The sequence below is a fragment of the Bacteroides sp. ET336 genome (assembly GCF_024733815.1).
In the GTDB taxonomy this organism is placed as follows: Bacteria; Bacteroidota; Bacteroidia; order Bacteroidales; family Bacteroidaceae; genus Phocaeicola; species Phocaeicola cellulolyticus.
Window position 1 is genome coordinate 22,164 of record NZ_JANRHK010000008.1, and the last position, 16,151, is coordinate 38,314.

Consider the following 16,151-nt stretch of genomic DNA (forward strand, 5'->3'; position numbering starts at 1 on the left):
TTCTTAATCCAATAGTGTCAATAATTTATTTACATCTGTTTGTATCGAGTTATTCTCTATTGACATTTCTTTGTCAGTTTCAAGTGCTCTCGCTATTCCTTCTGCCAGTTCCATTTCACTAAATCCCGTTACAATACCGTTTCTTCTGGTTGTCAATTGTTCTTTAGCTCCTACAAAATCTGTGGCGACAATGGGATTCGGAAAAACCCGCGCTTCGGCCAATGTTATGCAGTAACCTTCATGACGGGAAGGCTGAACATATATATCACAATCACGCATATATCCATAAGGATTTTTTTCTGTCCCTAGAAATACAACAGATTCCTGAAGATTAAGTTCTTTAACCAAAGACTCACAATATGGTCTGAAGTTTCCGTCTCCTACAAAATACCATTTTATATCCTTTCCTTGTTGTTTAAGTATATTTATAGCCATAATTGCTATATCATGACCCTTTTCTTTAGATATCCGTCCTACTGTAAGAATTCTTTTACCTGAATAATTATCCTTGAATGTAGGTGCTTTTATGGCTAAATCAGACACATGTTTCGGTGAAACTATATTATAAAAGACCTCTGTTTGATGGATGAACTGTGGGAAAACTTTATCAAACTTTTCCTTGGCTGTTTGTGACACTAGAAAAATCTTATCATAAAATTTATATAAATTTCTAGTCATTCCTTTGTCTATACCAAACTTGGTTATGTCAAAATGTATCCATCCACATTTCTTTTTTGCTACGATTTTTTTACATACGAAGTAATCTATCGATTGAGAAGGTCCGGCATAAGCTACTGCTAAATCAAATTGAATTGGAAACATAGGTTCATTCTTCAATATGTATTTATACAATAATATTCTATTACCTGTTAATTTAAAATGTATATAGATAAAGAAATGCAAAATACCCTGTACATATTTTCCTCTGTTAAACATTCTTTTAATAACCCCCAAAGGCGGATTATGAATTATATCCTTATATACATCATAGCTAGAAATATGATGAACTTTAACGTATTTTGGAATATCATTCAAGAATCCCCCTTTACATGACAATAGTCCTAAATGTATTTCATACTTGTCTTCAGATATATAGGGAAGCATACTCAAAAATGCTTTTTCAACTCCTCCAACATTCATCGAACTTAATAAAAAGAATATTTTTTTCTTCATGACAATCAATTGGTAAAACACTATTTCCTCAATATGGTACGTAACATTCTATTTGTGAAATTTTTCATTCCTGAAGCCATTAAATAATAGCCACACCAGGTGAGTAAAGCATACAAAGGAACAAGGATAATAACATCAAGTATAAATTCACGAAAAGAGGATATATCGTTTAAATCAATCAAAGGAATAATAGTCAAATGTAAAATAATCCACCCACCCATGGATAATATAAAATAGATACTTGTTTTATACCAATAACTCATTACTGATAGTTTAAACCCTTCTTTATACAAGAAATAGGGTTTCCAAAGACAGATTATTAACAACAAACTTACTGTAGCCCCTAATAAAACTCCGCCTATACCATATAAACTACCTAAAACTATTGCTGTTCCGATATTCAGAGCCGCTTCAGCAATTGGTGACCAAATATCTTTGAACAATCCATATCCATTCAGAAATCCCATGACTACTATTCGCGTTTGCCCTATAAAGATATTGATTAGAATAATTATAAGTACATAACGCTCCATAATATATTCACCCCCCAACCACAAACAAATAAAGGGTTCCATAAAATAGTAGAAAGCAAAAACCAGATTAAATGCCATCCAATATCTGAAAGCTCGCAACTCCCAAAATACAGATACTATTCGTTGATTGTTTCCCTCTGCTATCAGATTTCCTATTCCGGCATTTGCCCCACTCATGGTCATATTTATCAAACTAGCTCCCTTTTCTATTAATATCATATAATTCCCATAAAGAGCAACTGTCTGTAAAGTTGAATAGGCATAGATTAATGGTGTTGTTGTCTGAGTTAAAATAGTAAAAGCTATTCTTTGTACAAACACCTGATTGGTCTTTGTGACGATTTCCGGATATTTTTTAAAAAGCTTCTTCCCTAATTTCAAATCAGCCTTGAGCCACGGGTAAACCTGATAAATTTTCCAGTTAAGCAATATGCAATATAAAATACTGAAGATTAGTTCTATTCCTACCCAGATATAATAATTATGTGAATAATAACATATTATCAACTGTAGCAAATTCTTTACAATCAATGAAGATTGATAATATCCCGTAATCACATAGTTTCGTTGGTCCGCTCCTAAAAGAATCTGTTTATAATTTATAAAATAGCTGAATAATGAAGAGGATAAAAAAGCATAATAGGCAAAATAGATAATCCCCAATGGCAATGTTGTTTTCCCGAAAATAAGAGGAATAAAACATGATATAATTATTCCGATAGATAGGATTACTTTACCTATAACACTATATATAAACCCGAAAACGGAAATTATTTCATTTATTTGTTGTTGATCTTTTGCAAATATAGGTTTATACAGCAGGAAAGCGATAGAAGTACTAATTCCCAATTCTGCCAGATTTAAAAAACCTAGTATATTATATAGTGTTCCTGTCAAACCAATAAAGTCATCCCCTAAATTGCTTAAAAATATCTTTCGTGACACGAAAGATATAATCAATGTCAAAAAATAGAAAATGAAATTAACTCTAGCATTGAGGAAAGTTTTTTGTGTTCTTGAATCAGACATTAAAATAAACTAAAATAATATATAAAATAGAAAGACTCATTCTGCTACCGCAAAATTGACAGACTGCTCATACCCGGTAACACCATATTTTGCATTAACATCATATGTACGGATTACAAGTCGTTCAGAGAAGATACCATATTTATTGACCAAAACATCACGTACCCTTTCAGCACGACGACGTGCCAAACGCTCATCAGTGCCACCGGTGTTACCTACCACTGCTATCTTGATATCTTTATACCTCATCATATAACGAGCCATACGATAAACGTTCAATTCCTGAAGTTCTTCATTGTATCTGTCCTCATTAGGATAGAATACTACAGAAGGTATAAGCAATGTACCTATAGTCTGACGTTTACGCATTATAGTATCGCCTTCTTCCACTGTTTCTATACTTACATTTGTTACTGCGTCACTCAAAGCCTTAAGCTGAGTTTCAGGAACTAAACGTACTACACGAAATCCACGATTTTTACTGATATGCCAACGTAATCCTATTGATGCCGAAATGACATTACAATAACGTCCACCCTTTCCTATTTCACCGCAAAAACTCGCATCAGTGATATAAGAACTTACTTCCAAATTGACCCCTAAACGTGGATTTATGTGATATTCACCTATTAAACCCGCACGTAAAGCAAATTTAGAATTTGAATCCATCCCTTGATAATTGGTTGCCCTGATGTATCCCATGCCTATATATCCTTCTACGCTCCAACGACGATTCCATCTTTTATTCGAAGTAAACATGTTATAAAAATCAAATATAAAGTCTGCATTGGTTTCTAGATATCTGATTTCTTGCTTGTAACCATTCTTTGTGTTAACTCCCTGACCTTTCCAATACTCTTCAACAGGATCAAAACCCTGATACCAGCCATCATCATAGGTATATAATCCTGTACTGCCGGTAGTCCAACCATCCAGACGCATTCCTCCAAGACTCAAACGGACACCGAAGTCAGGGTGGAACTGTTTTCCCACAGCAACGCTAAACCCTGGTTTTATTCGTTTTCCAAGGATGGACTTTTGCATAACGCGTAAATTTCTTACCACCAAACTTGTAAGACAATCCCACTGTAGCACTGGCATATCCTTCCACTGTACGGTTACGCCAACCTTCATTTCCGCCTATGATACCATCAAATCCTTCATCAACAATGGTTCCCTGTATTTCTGCAATAAAATCAAAATGTTTACTTAAGCGATAATTGAGCTGGCCACCTGCCTTGAAAGCAAATGAATTGCTAGCTGAAAGTCCTTGTGAGGCAAATCCATGAGAATATCCTGGTCCGACAAACAAGATAATGCCCAGAGGCTTGTCTTCGCGAGTAAACCAATGCATAATGTCAGTCATGAAATCCAATGAAAAATCCATATAGGCAAATTTACGGTGAAACCATGTCAGACCATCTTTTTCTGACAAATAAGGTTTCATCTTTTCTGGAATCTCACTATGGTCAGGTCTATCCTCATATATGTTATAAATTCCTACCGGGAAACAATGTCCAGCCAGTCGGCCGCCTCCTACACGGAAGCGCATTCCTCATAAAGGTGTAAACCACTTGCCTATACTCACTCGACCAACAATTTGGGAACGCTGTAAAGCATTGTCATATTTACGATTAGCTTCAGCGAAAATAGAATTTACTCCCAAAGATGCGCTTATGAACATATTGCTAGTGCGGTATGGGGCTACCACAAAATCACTCTGTTCACCTAATGCTTCAATTACTTCCTGTCTTAAATCTGTACGGACGGTATCTGTCACCGCTTCTTGCGCATTGGCTAGTATAAATGTAACAATAGTTGAAAAGAAAAGAAACGTCTTCTTGAACATACTTTTTTATCTCTATTATTTCTATTTAATTGCTACTAATCCAAAATCTCATATTCAGAATTTTTACTCCTAAACTCTGGAATAATTTTTTTCATCAACTTCACGGTTTCCATCCTGTTCATTGTAAGAGCAATATCCGACAAAGCGGTTATAGCACTTGCTATGTCCGGATAATTATATTCTCGCACATGCGCACGAAATATTTTTTCGTTGGATGTTGAGAGTGTATTCTCTTTAGTAGCAAGTAGTTCCTCATACAATTTTTCTCCCGGACGTAAACCTGTATAAACTATGTCAATATCTTTTCCGGGAATCAAACCAGCCAGTTCAATCATACGGCGGGCCAAATCGGCTATTTTTACCGGTGTTCCCATATCAAACACAAAGATTTCATTTCCCTGTCCCATTATGGCAGCCTCCAACACCAAACGGCAAGCTTCGGGAATGGTCATGAAATAGCGAATTATATCAGGATGCGTTACAGTCAGCGGACCACCGTTCAACAACTGTTCTCTGAAACGCGGTATCACAGAGCCATTGCTTCCAAGAACATTTCCAAAACGAGTTGTTATAAATTTGGTTTTCCCTTTAATTTCACCTTTGCTTATAGCTATGCTCAAACTTTGCACATATATCTCTGCCATACGTTTAGAAGCTCCCATCACGTTTGTCGGATTAACAGCCTTGTCTGTTGATATCATTACAAATCTTTCTACCCCATATTTCACTGCCGCATCTGCCAAATTTCGAGTACCATATACATTAGTACGTACAGCTTCACAAGGGTTTTCCTCCATCAGAGGCACGTGCTTATATGCAGCTGCATGAAATACTACTTGCGGATGATAGCTATTAAAGGTAAACTCCAATCTGCTCTTGTTTCTTACATCACCTATCATAGGAATAAAGTTGACTTGCGGAAACTTATCCTGCAATTCTAACCTTATATTATGCATAGGTGTTTCAGCTGAATCGAAAAGCACCAGTTCTTTAAGGCCAAACGTACATAACTGCCGGCATAATTCACTTCCAATGGATCCTGCTGCTCCTGTTACCATAACCACCTTATCTTTCAATGCGGATGAAATCTCATCCATATTGATTTTTATTTCGTCACGCCCCAAAAGGTCTTCAATACGTACCTCCGGCAAATGACGATATGTTCTCTTTCCATCAATAATCTCGTCAACAGAAGGAAGGAGCAACATGCGCAATTTAAGACGCTCACAATAACGGACCAGCCTTTCTTGCTCATCGTCAACGTCAAGTTTATCTACAAACAACAGACAATTAACTTTCCTTGCAGCCACCAAACGTGACAGATCGTCAAAATCACGCACTGAATACTCAGGATATATACCGGAGCGCATAACACCGTTCTCTCCGATTCGTACATAACCAATAATAGAATATGCGCCAAGTTTACTGAAAAGAGCTCCTGTTAGAGATATGTAACGACGTCCACCGGTATATATGAGCATATTTTCCTGATGGATACCCTGACTGCTGGAAACCATATGGTAAAAAACTATCAGGGAAACCCTGAAAAGGGTATAAATAAAAAAAGTAAGGAGTAAATCTATTACTGCTGCAAAAATCAGGATGTGAATAGAAAACTCACGTTCAACCACTATCACGGTAATGAACAACAATGCAGACTTCAACAGTGAGGTAAGAACTATGCGACCGGTTTCCACAATTGTGGAATGGCGTATTACTCCCCTATACGTCTTACATGTTAAGATACTGAAAGCCCCAAACAGAGCTGACAAACCTGTTATATTCCAAATAAAGCCAGCTTCGAATGTAATCCCATTTACATAAGTGACAAACATCAATGACAAAAACGTTGATACTACAGCAAACGCCAAATCGGAGGCAAAAACCACCCATGGATTCACCAATTTGGCACGGATTATAAGAGCCTTTATATATCGGATAAATCTCATAAATACTTTTTTCTACAAATCTATTTTTTCCAAAAAAGAGCCGGGAATATATGTAGTGGCCAATGAAAACAATCCTTCCAAACGCACAACTACCCTTTTATGACCTTTGATGCGTACCAGTTCGCCTTCTATGCCTGCAAAATCACCTTTGATAACCCTGACACGATCCCCCCGGCGAAGATTTTCGTTTGAGACATGTACTGCTTCTTCTGAGAAATCAAGCAAAAACATAAAATCTTTCATCTGTTTGTCAGGAACCACAAGCAGGCTTCTTGTCATATAATCTATCATATAACTCATCGGAAAACGACTGTCATTTACCAAGGAAAGTGCTGTTTTAAAGTCGGTATGAATAAAAACCAAATTTGGGACAAGAGGCTTCAAAACATGCACTTTCTTACCATTCCGCTCTGACAATGTCTTACGGATTGGTAAAAAATGCTCGACATTAAATTTCTCTAACAGCGACTTAACCTTTTTCTCGGAATTGTTTTTTGTCTTCGCCGCATACCAGCAGATTTTCGATGGGTTAATAATTTCCATGTAACTTATAGATACGCTTCGCGTTGCCACCGGTATATAATTACCTGCAGCAACCTCAAAAAAATATAATAAATAATGAATCTTGCAACGTCTCCGCCTTAAACAGGAAGAATACAGTCTTGGATTCGATAAATTTGTATAGTTTATAAAATAAAAAACTTGCCTTATGCAAGAACATTATACTGGGTGAACCTTTCAAGCAATTCTGTAAGTTCTGCCTTTACTACATTGTCTTCCGCTTCATACTCTTCGTTTAAAGCCGTGATAATCTCATCGAATGTCAGGCTATGTTCTATCAATAAATTCACGACAAATGCAGCCGATTCACTTAATACCAGCATTTTACTATAATCCACATTTTCAAATGAGGGCGCAATTAGAATATTCTGTCCGGCAACGTCTTCTACACTGTAACCGGTTTTAATATGGTAACGTTTTTCTTCCATGATATCAATACATATCATAAAAAGGACATCCATACATAGACATACGGATGTCCTTAAAAAAAATTTATAGATGAATGAAGGGAAATCAATTATTTAATAATGACATTTTCGCCAGATACTACAAATTCAGCATATTCATTATTACCGGAACGAGAAACAGGAAGACCATCATAATAATCAGCAAAATCCTGTGCAGGAACCAGCAAAATAATATGTTTTGCCACATTCTGGTTCATAGCGAAACCAGAGCTGTGAATTCCAGTTATTACAATATTCTTACCACCTACTGTCACATAGAATTTAACAGGACCACCCTTTGTAGCAGACTGCGGACCTTTATATACTGCACAATAACTCATACCTGCAATTCCGACACCTTTTGCGGCACCGTTTGACAAGTTATAAGAAAGATCTGCAGATAGTTTTGACAGCATGTCCCAAGTGTATTCTACACCGTCATTTCCTGTCACACTATAACCGTCACCCCAAAGCAATACACGTCCCGGAGTATTAGTGTTGTTGTCAGAACGGTCATTAATGTTATATACTGTATGCATGTTGTCAAGCGTTGCATAACGGCAATTCATTGTTGTGAGATCCAAATCTGTACCGAATTTAGTCTTGAACTTATCAGCAGAAGCATTGAGGTTTCCTTCCACAAAATAAGATGTAGCAGGGTTAAATGTTTCATCTTCTTCATCAACTAAAATAAACGAAGCTGAAACAATAGCTGTCAGACGCTCCATCTTAAATGCTGTAGGTTGTGATTTATTCTCGTTACGACTATATGTACGTAATAATTCATAGCCACCAAACTCATTGTCATAAGGTATGATTTCATACACGTAGATGTTATTTGCGTCTGCACAGAACAACAGTTCATTGCTTAAGAACAAATTATCTGCCTGTTCTCCATACAGTGCCTTACCGTCTTTGCATACAATGCTTTTAATTGCCTCGTCTGTAATCTCAGGAAGTGTAACTGTACCGGCTGATTGTGTTTCTGCTAAAGCATTATAAGTAAGATAACGCATAGAGCTACCTCTATATTTTCCTTCCGGTACAGCTTTGTCATATGGGAAATCATTGGATGTAATTTTTTCCTTTCCAACAACATCATCGGCAAAAACAGTCAGTGCATATGTGATTCCGTTTGATGATGAACCTTCCTGTTTCAAGGTAATTGTACCTTGCACAGAACATCCCTCAACTTGATTCTCGCTTTCTGTAATCTTATAAAGCACATTGTATTTACCTTTAACACCTCCCACAAAGTCATGTCTTTCCTCTTCAGCATTTGTATAACCCAACTCTACCAGATGCCCTTTGTCCGCAGCAGTAGGCTGATTAGTTACATCCGTCTTTAACACGTTAACGAAAGGTAACAAATATTCACCGGTTGGACGTCCTTTCTCATTTACCGCTGCCGGTGTACGTGTTGCTGGTGCACTTTCCGATTCACCCAATTCGCTGGTAAAAGTAATGGAACTCAATAATTTAAATCCGTCAGAAGTCACAACCTCCTGATCTGTCTCGTCAGTAATTTTGTCTGCTTCAGAACATGCAGTGAAAGCCATGGATGCCAATAAAGCACCCCAAATAAATTTACTATTTTTCATTGTCGTTTGTTTTTTTAATAATAATTTCACATATCTTATTACCAAGTACCGAAACTTATACTTCCATTCATGTTGTTTATTTCGGTAATGTCAGTAGTTCCCTCTGTAACCGTAAAATTACTAGAACCTGCAATGCAGTCGCTCAGTTGTACTTCTACCACCTGCATTTTTAAGCTTACATACTTTTTTTTCATAATCACAAAAATTTTAATTAAACAATTATTTATTACAAATAAAATCCTTACCAAATACATTTTTATATGATAAAGTTACAGCATCTTTATCCGGTTTGTTTTCAAGAATAAAACCTGAAACATGCGAAGCTATTTTTGCAAGAGTCGCTGTTATAAACTTGAACGTTACATTATCCGATTTCATCATTGAGCACGAAGAAAGCAGTTCACGCAATAAATATACCGGAGTCAAAAATGTTATTTTATTATAAGGTGCCTGTTTCATCCGAACAATTCCCCTTAAAACAGCACTATCAGACTTATAGCAACAAGTCTTTCCGCTCCACGGTGTACCATATATTATGATTTCATTTCCGGCATTCACCCTAATAGCCGGCTGGTCATCGTTCAGCAACTGCGCACCGTCAATATTATCAAGCCACAAACGGCTGTGTGTGCTTTTCCCAGCTCCTGAATGTCCGATAAAAGCTACGGCATCTGTTCCTAACTTTATACTTGAGGCATGTAGAAGAACAGTTCCATATCGGGAAGAGGCATATATGAACACCAACATTATAAATTTGTCTATAACCGAAAACGGACACTCTTCCGAAATACAATTTAAACTTAAGGTTATACAATCCCATGCGGATGTGGCATGAAGGAAATACTCCTTGCCTGTAGAACGAACTTTCACCACAGCATTATAGCTTCCATCAATATCTTTGGATATAAAAAGTTCCTCTGCATCATCCAAATAACTCTTTTCATTACAACACGCATTAAAAGGGAATATGACGTCCCCTAATGATATAATGCTTATTATAGGACAATCGTCTTGTGTGCCAATCCTAAACGGCTCATAATTACCGGCAAGTGAAATAGAATTATCTATCATCAAACAATGCCCCGCGATTTTTATTAATTGTCCTTTCATTGTATTATTATTAATATATTCTTAAACTTTTTAAATTTAAGCTAAAACGAATATTCCTTCTTCTAAACACTTGCAAATGTATGCAAACACACATGAAGCAATATTGCAAAAAAGCACTATTTGATTGCAAAATAGCACATTCACAACTTGAGCAAAATAATAGAGACAGCGCACAATAGACCACATAATCACCTATATATAAGCATTTTACACTAGCATCATATCTTATAAAATTAAAAATTCAATGACGAGCCATAAGAATTTTCACTAATTCATAATATGGCTCGTCGGAAACTAAAATGGACTTATTTAAGGCATATTATTGCACCGTTTTTTTATCTGTACTTGTATCAACTTCAGTTTGTTCTCCGTTAATAAACAATGTACCGCCATTCAAATTAGCTGATCTGATATTGCCTAACAACCCCTGATATCTGACTAACCCACCATCCTCAGCACCATTTATTATCCTCTTTGAGCCAATAACGGCATCGGAATCTGCCTGGATTGTTATATTAGATGTTGCAGACAAATGACATGTTCCTACATAAAGGGAGGCGCCACGTCCATAAGATTGAAAATCAACATAAAAACCAGGAGTAGTCCGTACAATGGAGTTAATGAACTTATTGCCGGAAATCTTGGCACTAGATATTGTATTGCTAATGTATCCTACGATGCCTCCACAGTCGCCACCGTCACTTGTATCACCTGTAACTATAGTATTCTCCACATAACAACCACGAACTTCTATATTACCCTCAGCGGCAAACCCCACAATTGCACCTACTTTATTTACACCACATACTTCGGAATTGGTTACACGACAGTTTTCAATTACAACTGTACCGTAAGTTCTACCTGCTATTATTCCTGCATAGCCATCTCTACTACTTTCATTTCTTAAAATTCTGACATTATCAAAATTAAGGTTTGATATAGTACCTCCTATGAAGTCAGGTATAAATCCGGCAACAGTTTTTGAAGCCACCTCATTAATAACCAGATTCTTAATAGTATGGTTATTACCATTTATTGAAAGAGCTATCTGTTTATCTGAATTTACTATTTCAACATCGGCAAAATCCATATCACGATTTATATTGACAGTCTTTACCGACCTAAAATCCGGAGTACCCATATTTCTCAATACGTACACCATGTTCGCCGCAGAATTGACATTTGCCTCTTCGCCGATTATTTCAGGTACATCTACAGAGAAACCGTCATAAACATCTACAGAATAATCAGGTGCCTTGAATTCAGGACTGACTACAACATTAAGTTTTGCTGAATTGGTCAACAGGTTACCTGTTACATGAGTCTTATAATTCCGCTGTAAAGGGATATTCGAGAACTGGTAAGGTTCAAAAGCAGTGCCTGATTCATTAGAAAAACTCATAGTGAAATCGGCAAGAGTCTGTTCATCCGCAGAAGCAAAGAGGTAATCGTATGACATCTGGCTGTTAGAGCCTATAATTTCAACAGGAGCAACGTATTGCAACGTTCCCTCACCTGTTACAGTGCCCTCAAGAGCATTAAAAGATGTATATACGGAACTGAACGAAACAGAAACCTTCGTTGGTTTATCTGCTTCTTCCAACAAATCACCAAAGTCTGATGAATAAATGTTCAACTGTGCAAACGGTCGTTTCATCTCTACATTCAACACAGTCTCACCCACTGTAAATTCTTTGCTAGCGTAAAATGCATCAAGCTGATCGCTGTTTCCTGCATATTCACCGATACGTGTAATATTTTTCAAGCCTTCACCGGTATTATAAAATTTATCACTGACACCATCAGCCGAGTAATCAGCCCACAAAACAAATTTACATGTCAGACTGCTTTCAAGTTTAACGCTAAACTGAACACCACCTGATGAAATACCCGCTATCTGCCTTTCGCCTATAAGACTATTATCTTCAGCATTGTAAACCTCAAGAATACATCTGTTTACTGTTGTACCATCTCCAACAGCCCTAGAACTCTCGGAAGAAATATTAGCCGATATGGTTACAAGTTCACTTGTAGATATGTTCTCTGATATTATATTATCTCTTTTACAAGAAATGACCGAAAGCAATACCGCTACAAAAAATAATATTTTTTTCATATATCTGACATTTGTTTCTGATTATTAATAATTTTGATTTTTTTCACCATCAAATCCGGCATTCACTGTAGCTGCCACTGTAATTTCCACTTCGGGAACACTTGAAAAGAAATTTCCGGTAATTTTTGTAGCATAATTCTTTTGCAAAGGGATATTAGAAAGATCTTTTGTTGACAAAGAGATATCATCCGCATCAAAAAATTCCACATTAAAGTTTATAAGTTGAGCTTCATCTGTTGGGGCAAACAGATAGTCGAGAGTCATCTGATTTTCATTTCCTCCAGCCAGTATTGATGCCTCGTATGAGAATTTTGCATCAGAAGTTGACAATTCGCCTGTACATGCATTGAAACCTGTAACGAGATTATTATCATCAGATGTAATCTTCACTTTTACAGGTTGAGGTACTGCAGTCTGAAGGTCGGAGCTATAAATACTTAACTGCGCAAACGGGCGTGTTAGGGTCACACCAATAGTTTCCTCATCTGTCAGATCGGCAACACCATAGAATGCGTCGCGAGTTTCGTCACTTCCAGTATAATCATTGCTAAAGCTGACATTTGCCAAACCTTGTGCCAAAGCATAATGCTTGTCTGTTGAAATCGCATTTACCGGATCATCTACATAATCAGCCCATAAAACAAACCTGAAATCAGTATTCTTTGGCAAATTCAGTTCAAAATTTGCTTCTCTGTCCAACATTGCAGAATACTTTAATTCACCATAAGCTGTCATTGTTTGTCCATCTACAACCTTATAAACCTGCAATACACAACGATTGACAGTCATCCCATCGCCAGGAACACGTGAGACACCGGATGGAACATCTGCTTTTACATTAACAGATACAGAATCTGACACAGAATCAATACCACCTACCTTCTGACATGCAGAAAAAAGTATCAGCAAGCCAGATACCAATAAAAATGTTAGTTTCTTCATAATGATTTTTATTTAAATTAACAACAAAACTTATCAGATAATACTTACGATATAGTCATACTTCACAATAAAGAATATAAGCACTGATAAAAGGATAAGAATAAGCAACATCAATAATTTATCAACCCAATCTACCCTAGTAAATGTTTTTATTTTTATTCCAAACAATGCACAGAAAACGACAGCAAAATCTTTTAGTACACATTGAACTTCATATAAAAAAAATCAGTATTCTATCTTTCATACAGTTTCTATTTATATAGTTATTAATTCACATCAAAAAAATATGATTTCACTTAGAGTTTATCTATTCATTGTTTAAGCACCATTTTTCATTGGACATCATTCTAAGGTAATACAATATTAAATTCTCCGTCAAAACCAGCATCTATGCCAATTCCGGTAGTTTTATTTCGTGTCATATATTTTCCCTTAATAACCGTTAATCTATTTTTTCTAATAGGCAACTTCAATCCCTGATACGCATTTACTTCTTCGCCATCAGAATTAATAATTGTAAGATCAAGCACGACATGAGACTCACCACCATTTACAAAAATATAATCAGTTCCCAAACCAATGTATTCATCATTTCCACCAGACAGGATTGACGTAAAACTTTCGCCTATCTCTGCTGCATTAGGCTTCTGCGTAATGGCGTTAAACCCTACAGGCAAATAAGAAGTATATTTCCATACCACAGAGTATCCGTCAACATTTTCCAATGAATTAGTTTCGAGAAATTCCTGGTAATCCGTTGCCAAAATGCTTACCATTGCAACAGGCATATCAACAGTATAATTCTTGTCAATTGCAGCGAACTTCTGATTCGCGTATTCCCTCAAATCTAGGCTATAAATTCCTGAAAAACATAACTTCATTGGATCCCCTCCCACATAACCGTCACGAAATTTTATTGCGCTCAAATCGCTCGAATCATATATATGGCTTTCACAACCTTCAGAAAATACTTCTTCAACCCATAATGATATTTTATAATTCAAAGCATGAAGTTCTTCATTCAATCTTACAGTTGCAACACAATCTGATGCAGATTTAGCATAAACAACTCTCTCGAATAACGGTTTCCCGTCAAAGTTCTCTTCGTAAAACTCAGCCTTGAACCTATATATTGAAGTTTCGCTTTCCGTTGAATTCCTTGACAGTGGATTCTCCTTCATTAACGAATTTGTAGCGAATGTAATTCCTACTGAAATCGAAGTCGGATCTACACCATCACCATCAGGATATTCCATAATACAAGATGGAAAGGCAATTACCATTGAAGTAAAAACCAGGATACTAATAAACTTATATATACATTTCATTACTGTATGGATTAAAACTTATAAACCAGAGAAGTTTCCAAACGAGTGACACAAATTCCATTATATACTCCACCGGATGTGCACCGACCATTGTCAACATTATAGAATTTATCATAACGGGTATGCAAATATCCTACCCCTATATTAAGTTCAATACCCAGATGTCGATTAATATCAAACAAATAACCATAATCAAGACCTGCAACCATCAATGGATAATTCTTAACCTGATAACGGAAATCATCATCAAAAGAAACATTATATATTGCCCCTGCCAAATGCACTCCGGCAAAATGTCCTTTCATACCGGAATTAAACCAATATCTCAACGAAGGTTGAAACACAAAAGACTTAAGATTAAAAGTTCTGGAAAACCTAAACGGACAGTAATAGATTGAAGCATCAAAAGAGAATTTGTCCGACAATCGGTATTCTGCTCCCATGTTCATCATTAGGATTCCCCAAAAAGGGATATTAGTTTTTAAACGCAAATTGTCTTCCACTTTTAAACTTTTTTCCTGACCTTCGACGTTATAAATCACGACATCAGATTCATTAAGACCATACGTACGAGACACTCCAAACAACTGTTGGAACACTATAAAATTCATAACAAAAAATGTCAACATACATATCTTCATAAACAACTATTATTTTCGTACTATTAATATAAATTCTAAATTGTCTGCAAATTTTTAATGGTTATCTAAAATAGCGTTCTCTTTTATATATTCCTGCTTGTAATCAGCGGGATTCATTCCAAAACGTTTATAAAAACTTCTATAAAACGAAGAATAAGTATTAAAGCCACAGCGCATTGCCAAGTCATTGAGCAAAATATTACTGTCTTCCTCCAAAATTTTTATCGATTCCTGCAACCTTAGTTCACAAATATATTTTGAATAACTCATGCCAGAACCGGCTATTATCGCTTCGTTCAATTTGTTTTTATTGGTATTGAACATTCTTATCATAGTATCCCTGCTGAAATCTGTATTTAAGTAAGGTTTCTTTTCACGCATAGTTTTATCTATGTTCCGAAACATGTTTATAGCTTCATTGTGTATGTCAGCCGTATTTATATCGTTATATTCATTGTTTACTGTTACAGAATCAATGGTAGATTCATAGTCAAATACTTCTTGACTTTTCAGAGTTTTGTTTTTTCTAAATAATAAATAAGTGACGAATAAAATGACCGTAATAACCAAAGAGCATTTCAATATTATATTTTCTATCATTATTCTTGTATTATATGTCTCTTCATGTATATTATTATCATTCTCAATATGTGGCCCGGAAAAATATCCTGACAAATTAGCATTTTTCGTATTTACGCATGTATTCCTCACTTCTTCCGCATTGATATTTTGATTGATACATGCAGTAAAAAATGATATTACAAGCGAAAAAACTATAAATTTCATTTTGCCCATGCTTTTTCCCTCCTTTATGTTATAAATTCATTTGCAATCCCTTTTATAATACATCTGCTACTAACAGAAAGTGTATTT

16 protein-coding genes are annotated in these 16,151 nt (G+C 36.0%); all 16 read right to left on the reverse strand.

Translation table 11 applies throughout. The annotated features are described in order from the left end of the window. Window positions 1-3 precede the first annotated feature (3 nt). The 16 genes from NW213_RS09020 to NW213_RS09095 all read right to left on the reverse strand — a co-directional run bounded on the left by NW213_RS09020 (window position 4) and on the right by NW213_RS09095 (window position 16,073). Window positions 4-1,173, reverse strand: coding sequence for a glycosyltransferase (locus NW213_RS09020; RefSeq protein ID WP_258322551.1), 1,170 nt, complete (start codon window positions 1,171-1,173; stop codon window positions 4-6). 20 nt (window positions 1,174-1,193) lie between these two features. Continuing rightward, complete coding sequence (locus NW213_RS09025) at window positions 1,194-2,735, reverse strand: sugar transporter (RefSeq protein WP_258322552.1); 1,542 nt, start codon at window positions 2,733-2,735, stop codon at window positions 1,194-1,196. Between the two features lie 36 nt (window positions 2,736-2,771). Next, complete coding sequence (locus NW213_RS09030; protein ID WP_258322553.1) at window positions 2,772-3,779, reverse strand: hypothetical protein; 1,008 nt, start codon at window positions 3,777-3,779, stop codon at window positions 2,772-2,774. Beyond that, window positions 3,736-4,287 carry a hypothetical protein gene (locus NW213_RS09035; RefSeq protein WP_258322554.1) on the reverse strand — a complete coding sequence of 184 codons (552 nt, stop codon included), beginning with the start codon at window positions 4,285-4,287 and terminating at the stop codon, window positions 3,736-3,738. The genes NW213_RS09030 and NW213_RS09035 overlap by 44 nt, the downstream gene beginning before the upstream one ends. Window positions 4,288-4,290: 3 nt before the next feature. Then, window positions 4,291-4,515, reverse strand: coding sequence for a hypothetical protein (locus NW213_RS09040; RefSeq protein ID WP_258322555.1), 225 nt, complete (start codon window positions 4,513-4,515; stop codon window positions 4,291-4,293). Between the two features lie 104 nt (window positions 4,516-4,619). Continuing rightward, complete coding sequence (locus tag NW213_RS09045) at window positions 4,620-6,533, reverse strand: UDP-N-acetylglucosamine 4,6-dehydratase family protein (RefSeq protein ID WP_258322556.1); 1,914 nt, start codon at window positions 6,531-6,533, stop codon at window positions 4,620-4,622. A gap of 12 nt (window positions 6,534-6,545) precedes the next feature. Then, the gene (locus NW213_RS09050) at window positions 6,546-7,076 is read right to left on the reverse strand and encodes a UpxY family transcription antiterminator (RefSeq protein WP_258322557.1); all 531 of its coding nucleotides are present in this window, start codon (window positions 7,074-7,076) and stop codon (window positions 6,546-6,548) included. 164 nt (window positions 7,077-7,240) lie between these two features. Continuing rightward, a complete protein-coding gene (locus NW213_RS09055; protein WP_258322558.1) occupies window positions 7,241-7,540 on the reverse strand; it encodes a PqqD family protein in 300 nt (99 codons plus the stop codon). A gap of 71 nt (window positions 7,541-7,611) precedes the next feature. Further along, window positions 7,612-9,141 (reverse strand): hypothetical protein, encoded by a 1,530-nt coding sequence (locus tag NW213_RS09060; RefSeq protein ID WP_258322559.1) that lies wholly within the window; start codon window positions 9,139-9,141, stop codon window positions 7,612-7,614. A 38-nt stretch (window positions 9,142-9,179) separates the two neighbouring features. After that, window positions 9,180-9,335, reverse strand: a complete 156-nt coding sequence (locus tag NW213_RS09065; protein ID WP_258322560.1) for a hypothetical protein — start codon at window positions 9,333-9,335, stop codon at window positions 9,180-9,182. A 25-nt stretch (window positions 9,336-9,360) separates the two neighbouring features. Then, the gene (locus tag NW213_RS09070; protein ID WP_258322561.1) at window positions 9,361-10,251 is read right to left on the reverse strand and encodes a hypothetical protein; all 891 of its coding nucleotides are present in this window, start codon (window positions 10,249-10,251) and stop codon (window positions 9,361-9,363) included. Window positions 10,252-10,570: 319 nt separating this feature from the next. After that, window positions 10,571-12,367 carry a DUF6562 domain-containing protein gene (locus NW213_RS09075; RefSeq protein WP_258322562.1) on the reverse strand — a complete coding sequence of 599 codons (1,797 nt, stop codon included), beginning with the start codon at window positions 12,365-12,367 and terminating at the stop codon, window positions 10,571-10,573. A gap of 24 nt (window positions 12,368-12,391) precedes the next feature. Next, window positions 12,392-13,309 carry a DUF6562 domain-containing protein gene (locus NW213_RS09080; RefSeq protein WP_258322563.1) on the reverse strand — a complete coding sequence of 306 codons (918 nt, stop codon included), beginning with the start codon at window positions 13,307-13,309 and terminating at the stop codon, window positions 12,392-12,394. A 347-nt stretch (window positions 13,310-13,656) separates the two neighbouring features. Beyond that, complete coding sequence (locus tag NW213_RS09085) at window positions 13,657-14,565, reverse strand: DUF6562 domain-containing protein (protein WP_258322564.1); 909 nt, start codon at window positions 14,563-14,565, stop codon at window positions 13,657-13,659. An 83-nt stretch (window positions 14,566-14,648) separates the two neighbouring features. Then, window positions 14,649-15,248 carry a DUF3575 domain-containing protein gene (locus NW213_RS09090; RefSeq protein ID WP_258322565.1) on the reverse strand — a complete coding sequence of 200 codons (600 nt, stop codon included), beginning with the start codon at window positions 15,246-15,248 and terminating at the stop codon, window positions 14,649-14,651. An 84-nt stretch (window positions 15,249-15,332) separates the two neighbouring features. Next, a complete protein-coding gene (locus tag NW213_RS09095; protein ID WP_258322566.1) occupies window positions 15,333-16,073 on the reverse strand; it encodes a helix-turn-helix domain-containing protein in 741 nt (246 codons plus the stop codon). Window positions 16,074-16,151: the final 78 nt, after the last annotated feature.

Excerpts from the sequence above, each read along its gene's own strand:
- NW213_RS09080 (WP_258322563.1), bottom strand. The coding sequence starts at position 13,309 with ATGAAGAAACTAACATTTTTATTGGTATCTGGCTTGCTGATACTTTTT.
- NW213_RS09090 (WP_258322565.1), bottom strand. The coding sequence starts at position 15,248 with ATGAATTTTATAGTGTTCCAACAGTTGTTTGGAGTGTCTCGTACGTAT.
- NW213_RS09070 (WP_258322561.1), bottom strand. The coding sequence starts at position 10,251 with ATGAAAGGACAATTAATAAAAATCGCGGGGCATTGTTTGATGATAGAT.
- NW213_RS09095 (WP_258322566.1), bottom strand. The coding sequence starts at position 16,073 with ATGGGCAAAATGAAATTTATAGTTTTTTCGCTTGTAATATCATTTTTT.
- NW213_RS09030 (WP_258322553.1), bottom strand. The coding sequence starts at position 3,779 with ATGCAAAAGTCCATCCTTGGAAAACGAATAAAACCAGGGTTTAGCGTT.
- NW213_RS09050 (WP_258322557.1), bottom strand. The coding sequence starts at position 7,076 with ATGGAAATTATTAACCCATCGAAAATCTGCTGGTATGCGGCGAAGACA.
- NW213_RS09075 (WP_258322562.1), bottom strand. The coding sequence starts at position 12,367 with ATGAAAAAAATATTATTTTTTGTAGCGGTATTGCTTTCGGTCATTTCT.
- NW213_RS09025 (WP_258322552.1), bottom strand. The coding sequence starts at position 2,735 with ATGTCTGATTCAAGAACACAAAAAACTTTCCTCAATGCTAGAGTTAAT.
- NW213_RS09055 (WP_258322558.1), bottom strand. The coding sequence starts at position 7,540 with ATGATATGTATTGATATCATGGAAGAAAAACGTTACCATATTAAAACC.
- NW213_RS09065 (WP_258322560.1), bottom strand. The coding sequence starts at position 9,335 with ATGAAAAAAAAGTATGTAAGCTTAAAAATGCAGGTGGTAGAAGTACAA.
- NW213_RS09020 (WP_258322551.1), bottom strand. The coding sequence starts at position 1,173 with ATGAAGAAAAAAATATTCTTTTTATTAAGTTCGATGAATGTTGGAGGA.
- NW213_RS09060 (WP_258322559.1), bottom strand. The coding sequence starts at position 9,141 with ATGAAAAATAGTAAATTTATTTGGGGTGCTTTATTGGCATCCATGGCT.
- NW213_RS09045 (WP_258322556.1), bottom strand. The coding sequence starts at position 6,533 with ATGAGATTTATCCGATATATAAAGGCTCTTATAATCCGTGCCAAATTG.
- NW213_RS09035 (WP_258322554.1), bottom strand. The coding sequence starts at position 4,287 with ATGCGCTTCCGTGTAGGAGGCGGCCGACTGGCTGGACATTGTTTCCCG.
- NW213_RS09085 (WP_258322564.1), bottom strand. The coding sequence starts at position 14,565 with ATGGAATATCCTGATGGTGATGGTGTAGATCCGACTTCGATTTCAGTA.